Genomic DNA, 12100 nt, shown 5'->3' with positions numbered 1-12100 from the left:
ATGTCCTTGACGGCTATCGTGGCCGTTCCCTCTTCGGCACAATCCGGCTGTGCCGAAGCGGGTCGGCGGCCGTGATGAAGCAGACAGCCGCCCGGGGGCTCTTGAGATCCAGCAATAGACCCTAGGCCAGCATCTGCGCGCTGACCGTCCGGTCGATGCCATGGTGCGGAGGATTGAAGCGATTGCCTTCCTGCTCGTAGGTCCAGACCTTGAACAGGGTGAGCCGGTGCGGACCGAAACTGTGCAGCAGCGGCACGTCGGTGGCGTCGCGGCCGCGCGCGATGACGACCCGGCCGATGCGCGGCCGGTTATGGCGCGGATCGAACGTGTACCATTTGCCGTCGAGCAGAACTTCTATCCAGGCAGAGAAGTCCATCGGCGCCGGATCGGCCGGCACGCCAATGTCGCCGAGATAGCCGTTCACGTAGCGCGCCGGAATGTTCATGCATCGGCACAGCGCGATCGCCAGATGCGCGAAATCGCGGCAGACGCCCACCCGCTCCTCATGCGCCTGGGCGGCCGTGCGGGTCGCGCGGGCATAACCGTAGCCGAAGGAGAGCCGGCCGTTGACGTAGTCGACGATCGCCTGGACACGCGCCCAGCCGGCGGGAAGGTGGCCGAAAAGCTGCCAGGCGACGTCGCTGAGGTGATCCGTCTCGCAGTAGCGGCTGCCGAGCAGATAGACCAGCACCTCGTCCGGCAGGTCCGCAACAGGCGTTTCGCGCGCCAGCACGTTGACCGTATCGGTCTCGCCGCTGTCCTCGATTGCCGCATCGTAAAGGATGCGGAAGCTCCCGGCGGGCGCGGTGAAGCGGCGACAGATATTGCCGTGGCGGTCGCGATAGGTCCTGGTCGGCACCGAAGGCGAGGTGAGAACCCGCGTCTGCCGCGCGATGTCGGCATGTCGGTCGGGATGAATGTCGAGAAGCGAGATGATCGGCGTCGCCGCCGCGCATTCAATGGCGATCTCATAGCCGACCCGGATCAGCATCGCGTTCCCCCTTTGGTGATTTTGGAAGACTGGCTGTTCAACGCCTCGAAACGGCGGTGGTTCCAGCGGCGTGCCGAATTGCCGGCCATCTCGCCTTCTCAGGAGGTGCCGGCCGGTCTAAACTGGGGTCGCGTTTCGCCCTCCCCGAAAACCATTCTCCAGGACACCCGATGTTTGCAGGCTCAAGATTCGCCGCCTTCCTGTTCGACATGGACGGCACGGTGCTCAACTCCATCGCCGCGGCGGAGCGGGTATGGACGACATGGGCAACCCGGCAGGGCCTCGATGTGACGGCCTTCCTGCCGACGATCCACGGTAAGCGCGCGATCGAGACGATTGCCGCGCTGAAGCTTCCGGGCATCGATCCGGTGGTGGAGGCGGATTTGCTGCTCAAGGCCGAAGCCGAGGACCTTGAAGGCATCGGCCCGATTCCCGGCGCCGTTGCGTTTTTGCAATCGCTGCCGCCGCAGCGCTGGGCGATCGTCACCTCGGCGCCGCGCGAACTGGCGCTGCTGCGCATCAAGGCGGCCGGCATTCCGGTTCCCGCCATGATGGTGACGGCGGAAGACGTCACCCGCGGCAAGCCGGCGCCGGACTGCTTCCTTTTGGCCGCAAAACGTCTCGGCGTCGAGGCCCGCGATTGCCTCGTCTTCGAGGATGCGCCAGCGGGCATCGCGGCCGGCGAGGCATCCGGCGCGTCGGTGATGGTGATCAGCGCCACGCACATCCATCCGCTCGTCACGCCGCACCCGACAATCCGGTCTTATGACGAAGTCGCCATTGCGACGGACGATACCGGTTTCATCGCTTTGTCGCCGACACGGGCTGCGGCCTAGTCCCTCGTACATACAGGGATTTGACGGATTGCAGGCTTGTCGGCAGGCGAGATTTTCACCTTTCGTTTCGCCGAATCAGCCAAACCTTCGAGATTGGCCGAAGCCTACGAACTTCGTCATCCACGGGCGGAGCGACGCGCAGCGGAGCGCAGACCCGACGATGACGAAGCGATGGGCGTTCGGCCAATCGCCAACGCATGCAATCTGCGTGACCGCCGATCAAGAACCGGCTCTCGTCAAAAATCGCTGGTCAGCCCTTTCACCTCCCAGTCGCCGTAACGCCCGGGCTCCTTGCCGCCGCGGCCGCCGATTTCTTTCTGCGCCGCGGCCTCCGCCTCGCGATAGAGCTTGCGCCGCGCTTCGGCCTCGGCCAATGCCCGCTGCGCCGCTGACGGCAGCACTTTTTTCGGCTCGGCGGAGGCTTCGGTTTTGCCTGGCTCTTCGGTCATGCGATACTCCAGCCGATTGAAACGAAGAACGGCCTTTCCCATCATATAGCCATGATGCCAGCAGGATCGACCCCTATTCGCCCCCTCCGACACCAAGTCAGACGGATGAAACGATGAACACGCTTCGCACCGCCATGCTTCTTGCCGCTATGACGGCGCTGTTCATGGCCGTCGGCTATCTGATCGGCGGCTCGGGCGGCATGATAATCGCGCTTTTGATCGCCGCCGGCACCAATCTGTTCAGCTACTGGAACGCCGACAAGATGGTGCTGTCGATGAACCGCGCCGTCGAGGTCGACGAAAAGAACGCGCCCGAATATTATGCGATCGTCCAGGCATTGGCGAAGCGGGCCGGCTTGCCGATGCCCAGGACCTATCTGATCGACAGCCCGCAGCCCAACGCCTTCGCCACCGGCCGTAACCCCGAGAACGCCGCCGTTGCCGCCTCCACCGGCTTGCTCGAGCGGCTCTCCCACGAGGAGGTCGCGGCGGTGATGGCGCACGAGCTTGCCCATGTGCAGCATCGCGACACGCTGACCATGACGATCGTCGCGACGCTTGCCGGCGCCATCTCGATGCTAGGCAATTTCGCTTTCTTTTTCGGCAGCAGCCGCGACAACAACAACCCGTTCGGCTTCGTCGGCGTGCTGGTGGCCATGCTGGTCGCGCCCTTCGCCGCCATGATCGTGCAGATGGCGGTGAGCCGCACCCGCGAATACGAAGCCGACCGGCGCGGCGCCGAAATCTGCGGCAACCCGCTGTGGCTGGCTTCGGCGCTGGACAAGATCGCACGAGGCGCCGAGCGCATCCCCAACCCGGACGCCGAGCGCAATCCGGCGATGGCGCATCTCTTCATCATCAACCCGCTCTCCGGCGAGCGCATGGACAACCTGTTCTCGACCCATCCGAGCACCGAGAACCGCATCGCGGCGCTGCAGGATATGGCGCGCGAGATGGGCGGCGCATCGCCGGCCAATCGGCGCGAGGCTTCTTCGCCCCCCATCCAGCCAGAGGAGCCATCGGCAGGGCCGTGGGGTAAGCCGGCAGACCCGGCCCAAGAAGCCGAGCGGGCGCCACCAAAGCCTAATCCCTGGGGCCGCAACCCGACCGGACCGCGCAATGTCCGGTCGAGGGGTCCCTGGTCGTGACGCCGCCGAGGCGCGAGCACTCAGCCAATGCGCGGGATAGGGCCAGCGACGAGAACGTCGCCGGCCTTGCCGCGCGCAAGGCGACGGCTCGGCTGCTTGCCGCCGTCATCGATGCCCGCACGCCGTTGGACGGGCTGACCGACAACGAGCATGGCCATCCGCAATACAAGGCGCTCGACGGCCGCGATCGCGCTTTGGTGCGCGCCATCCTGGTCACGGCGCTGCGCCATCGCATGACCATTGCCGGGCTGCTGGCCAGGCGGCTGGAAAAGCCGCTGCCGCCCAATGCCACCGCGCTCTCGCACATCCTGCACGTCGCCGCCGCGCAGATCCTGTTTCTCGACGTTCCCGACAGCGCCGCCGTCGACCTTGCCGTCACCCACGCCAAATCCGATCCGCGCACCGTGCGCTTCTCCGGTCTCGTCAACGGCGTGCTGCGGTCGCTTGCCCGCGCCAAGGACGCCGAGCTAGCGCCGGCGCTAGCCGCCACCAGCGAGGCGCCACCATGGTTTTCCGGGCGGCTGACCGCTGCCTACGGAGCCGACAAGGCGCGCGCCATCCTTGCCGCGCATCGCCACGAGGCGCCGGTCGATTTCACGGTCAAATCCGACCAGGCGCTCTGGGCAGGGAAGCTGGGCGGCATCGTGCTGCCGACCGGCACGGTGCGCGTCGAGAAGCTCTCGGCCAACGTCACCGACCTGCCGGGTTTTGCTGAGGGCGCCTGGTGGGTGCAGGACGCAGCCGCGAGCCTGCCCGCGCGCCTGTTCGGCGACGTCAGGGGCCAGCGTGTCGCCGACCTTTGCGCCGCGCCCGGCGGCAAGACGGCGCAGCTTATCCTGGCCGGCGCCAACGTCACCGCTATCGACCCGTCGAAGAGCCGGCTGGCGCGGCTCAAGCAGAATCTCGACCGCCTCGGCCTGACGGCCGAACTGGTCCAGACCGATCTGCTCGACTACAAGCCTTCGCAACTCTTTGACGCCGTGCTGCTCGATGCGCCCTGCTCCTCGACCGGCACGGTGCGCCGCCATCCCGACGTGCCGTGGACCAAGACCATGGCCGATGTCGAAAAGCTCGCCGCCCTCCAGCACCGGATGCTTGCCCAGGCCGTCGGTCTCGTCAGGCCTGGCGGCCGCATCGTCTTTTCCAACTGCTCGCTCGACCCGATCGAAGGCGAGGAGCTCTATCGCAATTTCCTGGCAGAAACGCCCGGCGTGGCCGCTGACCCGATCCGGCCTGGCGAATTCGCCAGCATCGGTCCGTTCCTGACCCCAGAAGGCACGTTGCGCACGACGCCTGCCGACATGGCGCTGGACTCGCCCGCGATCTCCGGCCTTGACGGCTTCTTCGCAGCGCGGATGAAGCGGGCTGGCAGCTAGGATCTCGTCATTCTATGGCGGAGCAAGGAGCGAAGCGACGCGGCGCAGACCATAGAATCCATTCCGTGACTTCAAAGCGTTGCGACGCCGTGGAATTCTGCTCCGCTGCGCCCTTCGGCGAAGGTCACGGAATGGATCCTTGGGTCTGCGCTCCGCTTCGCGTCGCTGCGCCCAAGGATGACGACGTCAGGGGCTTCTATGCCGCGCCCCACGCCGGAAGCCGCCATTTGCAGATCGGCCTCACCTGAATATCGACATGCCTAAAGCATGTCGTCGAGGCTCCAGTGGTTCGCCCAGCGGGCGTCGATTTCGTCATCGACATTTTGGTAGCGGATGTCCGTCGACAGCCTGATGAGACCATCGACGCTCCGGTTGGTCGTGGAAGCATGGATCATGAAGGGCGAGTGCAGTACGACGTCGCCAGCCTCGTAGTCCGCCACCAGCCAGCGCCTGTCGAACCGCTCGGCCATCGCGGGCAGGTCCTTCGACACCCAGCCGCCTTCGCTCATGTTGCGGTTGTAGGCGCTGATGCGCTCTTGCGGGCTGAGACCCGCATTATCCTCGCTGAACCGGGCCTCCATCTCGGCCCCGACGGCGTGCGATCCCTCCAGGTAGATAAGCCCGCCCATGTCGAGGGAGGTATCGCCGATCGGGATCCATGCCGTCACCACGCGGCTCGTGCCGCCGCGCAGATAGACGAGGTCGTAATGCGCCGGCGTGGCGGTCGCCGTTCCGGGCATGGTGAAGCGCATGATCTTTCGCTTGTGCAGATAGGACAGGCCACCCACAAACGCGTCCATCAGCCTGGACAGACGGGGCTGTGCGCAAAAGCCTTCATAGGCGCTCGAGCGGACCAAAGACATCAGCCGGCGATCGGCGAGCTGGCGATCGAACGCGCCGGATGACGCAACGCCGAGCGCAGGATCGGTCCCCTGCTTCAGCAACCCGCTTTCGGCAAGATGCGAAAGCGCGAAGCCGCGAAAATCGATCACGTCGCGGCGCGGCAAAAGACCCTTCAGCCAGACATAGCCTTGCGTTGCATAGAGACGGCGAATGGTCTCGACGCCGGCCGAGGGGTCGGTTGGCGAGAGATATCCCAGCCTGTCCGGTGCCGCGGACAGCGCCTTGCCGTTGGCCGTCAAGGCAACCGAGGAAACATCATCCATCGAAGCTTTCCCGAAGGAAGATATCGACATTTCAATCATCCGGCATTCTTCAATTGCCGCGGACAATGACTTAGTCTCGCCGTGCCTCCCATGGACAGAAATTCCAACCTGGACTTTTCGCTCATGCCGGAATCTTCCTATGCGCTGTATCGATCGCCGCCGGCCGCCATGGGCGGGCTGTCGGTAAGAGGAATAGGCCGGCATCGTGTCAGCCGGGCCATCATCAGGCGAAAGCTGCCGGATTTTGCCGTTGTCCTGGTTGAAGAAGGCCATGGCTGGCTGGAAACCAGGGCTGCCGGCAGGCAGGCGATCGTCGCGCCTAGCCTTTTCTGGCTGTTCCCGGACACGATCCATTCCTATGGACCCGACGGTCCGGGCTGGAGCGAACGCTGGGCGCTTTTCGCCGGCGCCCTGACGCGAGACTTCACGCGCATGCGGCTCATCGTCGAGCCGGCCCCGGTCGTTCCCTTGTCCGACCTCGGCGGCATGCGCCTTCTGTTCGACCGGCTCCACGCCGAGCTTTCCCCCGACACGCCGCTCAGCCAGGCGGAGGCCGCCGCCACCCTGTATCGGCTGGTCGTGCAGGCCGCCCGCCAGGCAGCGGGCCGAAGCAGCGGCGACTTCCATCCCGACTTCCGCAACGCCATCGACGACTTGCGCGACCGCGCCGCCGAGCCGATCGATTTCAGCGCGTTTGCCGCCAGGTTTGGCATGTCGCCGGCGACGTTGCGGCGCAGGTTCGCGCTGCACACCGGCCAATCGCCAAAGTCATTCCAGTTGCGCATCCGGCTCGACCACGCCAAGCAACTGCTGGCCGCGACCGATTCGCCCGTCGATGCGGTGGCGGAGGCGGTAGGCTTTCGCGATGCCTTCTACTTTTCCCGGCTTTTTCGGAGCCGGGAAGATTGTACGCCGAGCGAGTTCCGCCGCCGCCACAGGAGGACATGAGCCGCGGCACTACCGGCGGCATGCCCCGGAAAGCCATGAATTTTTAGGGACGACCCCGCTGCGGCGGCGTGAACTCTTTCACTTCTGCGAAATCCGCCTTCGCATAAGTTCTTGAATCGCATAAGCTTGTGCTCGGGTAGCGGACGGACCAGGAGGGGTTTTGGCACTTGTTGCCGGCAGCACGACGCGTCTATGGACGCTCGTCGCGAAGGAGTTTTGGCGCAAGACGCGCCGGCGCCTGCGCGCCGGCCCGGTTTATCGCTGGCGCTATTCCGGCCGCACGCCCGAACGCGTCCTGATCGCCCCACCGGATTTGCGGCTCGCCGATCCGCAGATCGCGCTGGAGATCTATTACGGCCGCTATCCTCTCTCCGGCCATCTGGTCGAGACCGGCGGCAAGTCGCCGTTTCAGCTCGACGTGCCCAATCGCGGCTGGCAGAAGTCGCTGCATGGCTTCCGCTGGCTGCGCCACATGCGCGCCACCGGCACCGAACTCGCCGCCGCCAATGCGAGAGCGCTGGTGACCGACTGGATCGCCATGCACGGCAACCAGATCTCCGGCGTCGCCTGGGATCCGGGCACGACGGCCAAGCGGGTGATCGCCTGGCTGCAACATTCCTCGGTGGTGCTGCAAGGCGCCGAATTCCCCTTCTATCGCGCCTTCCTCAAATCGCTGGCGGTGCAAATCCGCTATCTCCGCTCGATGGCGCGTGAGATGCCGGATGGCGAGGCCAGGCTGCGCGCCCGCGTCGCGCTCGCCTTCGCCGCGCTGTCCTTGCCGGCGCCGGCCTCGGCGCTGCGCGCCGCGACGCGCAACCTGGCCGAAGAGCTGGAGCACCAGATCCTGCCCGACGGCGGCCACATATCGCGCAACCCGATGGCGGTGCTGGAACTGCTGGCCGACCTTCTGCCGCTGCGCCAGACCTATGCCAACCAGGCCGAGGCGCCGCCGCCGGCATTGATCGGCGCCATCGATCGTATGTTGCCGGCGCTGCGCTTCTTCCGCCACCAGGACGGCAGCCTTGCCCGCTTCAACGGCATGGGCGCCACCATCCATGACCGCATCGCCACCATCATGCGCCACGACGACACTGCGGGCGCGCCGCTGCTGCACGCGCCGCATTCCGGCTATGAGCGCCTGTCGATGGGCGGCGTGACGGTGATCGCCGATACGGGCCTGCCGCCGCCGGTCGACGTCTCCAACGCCGCGCATGCCAGCTGCCTCGCCTTCGAGCTCTCCTCCGGGCGTCAGCACTTCATCGTCAATGCCGGCATCGACACTTACGGCGCCCCGGAGTTCCGGCCATTGGCGCGCGCCACCGCCGCGCATTCGACCGCCACCGTCAACGATACGTCGTCGGCGCGCTTCAGCCACTCGCTGCGCGTCAGCGACCTGCTGGGCTCGCCGCTGATCGGCGGCCCGCAGCATGTGCCTTGCAAGCGCCTCGATCAGAAGGGCGTGCACGGCTTCGTCGCCCGCCACGACGGCTATGTCCCGCAATTCGGCTTCCTGCATGAGCGTGAGCTGAAGCTGACCACCAACGGCAACGTGCTCGCCGGCCGCGACCGTTTCCTGCGCCCGGGCAATGCGGCGTTCCGCAACAATGGCCGTGACTTCGTCACGGTGCGCTTCCACGTCCACCCCGACATCAGCCTGCTGCAGGACGATCACGACCGCCTGACGCTGGCGGCCGCGCAAGGCGACACCTGGGTTTTCACCTGCGCCGAAGTGGTGCCTGAGGTCGAGGAATCGATCTATTTCGCCGGACTTGGCGGCCCGCGACGCAGCCGGCAGATCGTTCTCGCCTTCAAGGCCTCGGAAGTTGCCGAGGTGCACTGGCAGCTGACGCGTACCGATATCGCCGGCTATCCCGAAAACAACTGAACCTATCCGGCATACCAGCTCCGCGCTTGATTTCCGGGGCTCATATGCTAGGGCCGGCCAAGGTCCCTTCCAACAGCTTTGAAAGGCCGCCCGCCCATGGCCGTGCCAACCAAGAACATTCCCGCGCCCGACCTCGTTCCGGTGCGCCGGGCTCTGCTTTCCGTCTTCGACAAGACCGGCTTGGTCGATTTCGCCAAGGCGCTCGCCGCCGCCGGCGTCGAGCTGGTTTCGACGGGCGGCACGGCAAAGGCCATCGCCGAGGCCGGCCTTGCGGTGCGCGATGTCTCCGAACTCACCGGCTTTCCCGAGATCATGGACGGCCGAGTGAAGACCTTGCATCCTTCGGTGCATGGCGCGCTGCTCGGCATCCGCGACGATGCCGACCACGCCAAGGCCATGCGCGACCATCACATCGAGCCGATCGACCTCGTCGTCTCCAACCTCTACCCGTTCGAGGATGTCCGCCGCTCCGGCGCCGGCTATGCCTCGATCGTCGAGAATATCGACATCGGCGGGCCGGCGATGATTCGCGCCTCGGCCAAGAACCACGCCTACGTCGCCATCGTCACCGATCCGGCCGACTACGCTTCCGTCGTCAACGCCCTGGAGATGAACCTCGGCTCGCTGTCGCTCGACTTCCGCAAGAAGCTGGCAGCCAAGGCCTTTGCCCGCACCGCCACCTATGACGCGGCGATTTCCGGCTGGTTCGCCGAAGCGCTGGAGATCGAGCATCCGACTTGGCGCGCTTTCGGCGGCCGCCTCGATCAGGTGATGCGCTATGGCGAGAACCCGCATCAGGGCGCCGGCTTCTACCTGTCGGGCGACAGGCGGCCGGGTGTTGCGACCGCCAGGCAGCTGCAGGGCAAGCAGCTTTCCTACAACAACATCAACGACACCGACGCCGCCTTCGAGCTGGTCGGCGAGTTCGATCCCGCCCGCTCGGCGGCGATCGCCATCATCAAGCACGCCAATCCCTGCGGCGTCGCCGAAGGCTCCTCGCTGAAGGCGGCCTATGCCAGGGCGCTCGCCTGCGATCCTGTCTCGGCCTTCGGCGGCATCGTCGCCATGAACCGCATTCTCGACGCCGAGGCGGCGGAAGAAATCGTGAAGACCTTCACCGAGGTCATCATCGCGCCCGACACCACCGACGAGGCCGCCGCGATCGTCGCTGCCAAGAAGAACCTGCGTCTGCTGGTCACCGGCGGCCTGCCCGACCCGCGCGCCGGCGGCACAATGGTGAAATCCGTCGCCGGCGGGATGCTGGTGCAAAGCCGCGACAATGCGGTCGTCGACGACCTCGAATTGAAGGTGGTGACGAAGCGCGCGCCGACGCCGTCCGAGATGGCCGACCTCAAATTCGCCTTCCGCGTCGCCAAGCACGTCAAGTCGAACGCAATCGTCTATGCGAAGGACGGCGCGACGGTCGGCATCGGCGCCGGCCAGATGAGCCGCGTCGATTCCTCGCGCATCGCCGCCCGCAAGGCGCTGGATGCCGCGGAAGCCGCTGGATTGGCCGAACCCCTGACCGAGGGCTCGGTGGTTGCCTCAGACGCCTTCTTCCCTTTCGCCGACGGCCTGCTGTCGGCGATCGAGGCCGGCGCCACGGCCGTCATCCAGCCCGGCGGCTCGATGCGCGATGACGACGTTATCGCCGCCGCCGACGAGCATGGCATCGCCATGGTGTTCACCGGCGTGCGGCACTTCCGGCATTGAGCGCCTCTTTTCCTTCTCCCCTTGTGGGAGAAGCGAATGTCGCGCTACCCCTTCGGCTTGTCCGCCGGGTAGGGCGTTCCCACCAGGATCGCCATCCCAAGCGCCAGGAACAGGATGATCACCGCCATACCGAGTCGCGCCGAGCCGCTGATGGTGGTGATGCTTGCGACCAGGAACGGCGCCAGGAAGCTGGTTGCGCGCCCCGCCAGCGCGTAGATGCCGAAATAGCGGCCGGATTCGGCGGCGGTCACGCTGCGCGCCATGTAGGATCGCGACGACGCCTGCACCGGACCGAAGGCAAGTCCGATCAGCAGACCGTAGAGGATGTAGGCTTTTTCGGCCGCAGTGCCGAACAAGCCCCCGGAATCGGTGGTCGAAAGCGGGATCAGGCCGAGCAGCGTGAAACCTGGGCCGGTCGAGATGACGCCGATCGTGGCGATTGAAAGCATCACCAGCGCGATCATCACCACGGCCTTCGAACCGAGCGCGGTATCGAGCCGTGCGGCGATCCAGCAGCCGAAGATGGCGACGACGTTGAGGATGATGCCGAACATGCCGATCTCGGTAATCGACCACTGGAACATGCCGGCCGCGAACGTGCCGCCGAGCGCAAGCAGCGCGTTGACGCCGTCCTGATAGATCATGCGGGCGAGCAGGAAGCGCAGGATGCCGCCGCGCCGGCGCACCTCCACAAGGGTCGATTTCAGTTCGGACAGGCCTTCGCGCACCGCAGGCCCGATCGGGATGCCCTTGATGGCGTCTGGCGTGAAGAAGAACATCGGCAGGATGAACAGGAAATACCAGCCGGCGGACATCGGCCCGGTGAAGCGCGCGTCTTCGCCGAGTTTCGGGTCGAGCCGGAACAATGGATCGAGACCGATGATCGTCTTGCCGGTTTCCAGATTGCCGGCCAGGAACAGCACGACGAAGATCAGCGCCACCATGCCGCCGAGATAGCCGAGACCCCAGGCGACATTGGAGATCCTGCCGATCTCCTCCTTCGGCACCAGCCGCGGCATCATGGAATCGTTGAACACGGTGGAGAATTCGGCCGCCACCGAGGCCAGCGAGAACAACAGCACGACCAGGAACAGGTTCGAGCCCGGCGCTGCGAACCACAAAAGCGTGAGGCTGACGATCTTGATCGTGGCGAAGAAGGCGATCCAGGGCTTGCGCGGCCCCGTCTGGTCGGCGATCGAGCCGAGCACTGGCGACAGCACCGCGATGACCAGGCCTGCCGCGGCGATGCCGTAGCCCCAGGCGGCCTGTCCCGCGGTCGGATCGCTCGCCATGCGCGAGACGAAATATGGCCCGAAGATGAAGGTGGTGACGACGGTGAAGAAAGGCTGCGCCGCCCAGTCGAAGAACATCCAACCCCAGATGCCGCGCCCCGATGCCCGCTGCATTGTCTCTACCGCCGCCATGCTGATTCCTTCGGCCCCGCCCGCGTCGGGCGCCATGTCTGCATGTTTTGAGGCAGCGATGCAAATGAACAAGCGTGGCGCGGCTGAGCGCCCGCCTCCACTTCCCGCTTGTGGCGAGGTCGCAGCGCAGGTCCGGGTGGGGGTCGGTGCCTCACCTCCGCCCC

10 protein-coding genes are annotated in these 12100 nt (G+C 65.8%); 6 read left to right on the top strand and 4 right to left on the bottom strand.

Annotated elements, in window-relative coordinates; translation table 11 throughout:
* Positions 1 to 121: 121 nt before the first annotated feature.
* The gene (locus F3H96_RS09690; RefSeq protein WP_149791719.1) at positions 122 to 991 is read right to left on the bottom strand and encodes a transglutaminase family protein; all 870 of its coding nucleotides are present in this window, start codon (positions 989 to 991) and stop codon (positions 122 to 124) included.
* Positions 992 to 1161: 170 nt separating this feature from the next.
* Here F3H96_RS09690 and F3H96_RS09685 point away from each other — a divergent pair, with 170 nt between their 5' ends.
* The gene (locus tag F3H96_RS09685; RefSeq protein ID WP_149791718.1) at positions 1162 to 1827 is read left to right on the top strand and encodes an HAD-IA family hydrolase; all 666 of its coding nucleotides are present in this window, start codon (positions 1162 to 1164) and stop codon (positions 1825 to 1827) included.
* A gap of 236 nt (positions 1828 to 2063) precedes the next feature.
* Here the strand turns inward: F3H96_RS09685 and F3H96_RS09680 are convergent, their stop codons facing one another.
* Positions 2064 to 2276 carry a DUF1674 domain-containing protein gene (locus F3H96_RS09680; protein ID WP_149791717.1) on the bottom strand — a complete coding sequence of 71 codons (213 nt, stop codon included), beginning with the start codon at positions 2274 to 2276 and terminating at the stop codon, positions 2064 to 2066.
* A gap of 113 nt (positions 2277 to 2389) precedes the next feature.
* Between F3H96_RS09680 and htpX the strand changes: the two genes are divergently transcribed.
* Both htpX and F3H96_RS09670 read left to right on the top strand, forming a co-directional pair.
* Positions 2390 to 3424, top strand: coding sequence for a zinc metalloprotease HtpX (gene htpX / locus F3H96_RS09675; protein ID WP_149791716.1), 1035 nt, complete (start codon positions 2390 to 2392; stop codon positions 3422 to 3424).
* Complete coding sequence (locus F3H96_RS09670; protein ID WP_244619950.1) at positions 3421 to 4800, top strand: RsmB/NOP family class I SAM-dependent RNA methyltransferase; 1380 nt, start codon at positions 3421 to 3423, stop codon at positions 4798 to 4800. The genes htpX and F3H96_RS09670 overlap by 4 nt, the downstream gene beginning before the upstream one ends.
* 260 nt (positions 4801 to 5060) lie before the next feature.
* On the opposite strand, the gene F3H96_RS09665 is transcribed toward F3H96_RS09670, so the two are convergent.
* Positions 5061 to 5966 carry a phytanoyl-CoA dioxygenase family protein gene (locus F3H96_RS09665; protein ID WP_244619949.1) on the bottom strand — a complete coding sequence of 302 codons (906 nt, stop codon included), beginning with the start codon at positions 5964 to 5966 and terminating at the stop codon, positions 5061 to 5063.
* Positions 5967 to 6089: 123 nt separating this feature from the next.
* Between F3H96_RS09665 and F3H96_RS09660 the strand changes: the two genes are divergently transcribed.
* The 3 genes from F3H96_RS09660 to purH all read left to right on the top strand — a co-directional run bounded on the left by F3H96_RS09660 (position 6090) and on the right by purH (position 10512).
* Positions 6090 to 6914 carry an AraC family transcriptional regulator gene (locus tag F3H96_RS09660; protein ID WP_149791713.1) on the top strand — a complete coding sequence of 275 codons (825 nt, stop codon included), beginning with the start codon at positions 6090 to 6092 and terminating at the stop codon, positions 6912 to 6914.
* Between the two features lie 160 nt (positions 6915 to 7074).
* On the top strand, positions 7075 to 8799 hold the full coding sequence (locus F3H96_RS09655) for a heparinase II/III family protein (RefSeq protein WP_149791712.1): 1725 nt from the start codon (positions 7075 to 7077) through the stop codon (positions 8797 to 8799).
* Between the two features lie 96 nt (positions 8800 to 8895).
* The gene (purH, locus tag F3H96_RS09650; RefSeq protein WP_149791711.1) at positions 8896 to 10512 is read left to right on the top strand and encodes a bifunctional phosphoribosylaminoimidazolecarboxamide formyltransferase/IMP cyclohydrolase; all 1617 of its coding nucleotides are present in this window, start codon (positions 8896 to 8898) and stop codon (positions 10510 to 10512) included.
* 44 nt (positions 10513 to 10556) lie between these two features.
* Here purH and F3H96_RS09645 read toward each other — a convergent pair whose 3' ends face one another.
* Positions 10557 to 11936: an MFS transporter gene (locus tag F3H96_RS09645; RefSeq protein WP_149791710.1), complete on the bottom strand. Its 1380-nt coding sequence runs from the start codon at positions 11934 to 11936 to the stop codon at positions 10557 to 10559.
* Between the last annotated feature and the right edge of the window lie 164 nt (positions 11937 to 12100).

The organism is Mesorhizobium sp. NFR06, assembly GCF_900115245.1.
Classification (GTDB): domain Bacteria; phylum Pseudomonadota; class Alphaproteobacteria; order Rhizobiales; family Rhizobiaceae; genus Mesorhizobium.
The sequence above is the reverse complement of the archived record's forward strand: the minus strand, read 5'-3'. Positions and strand labels throughout refer to the sequence as shown.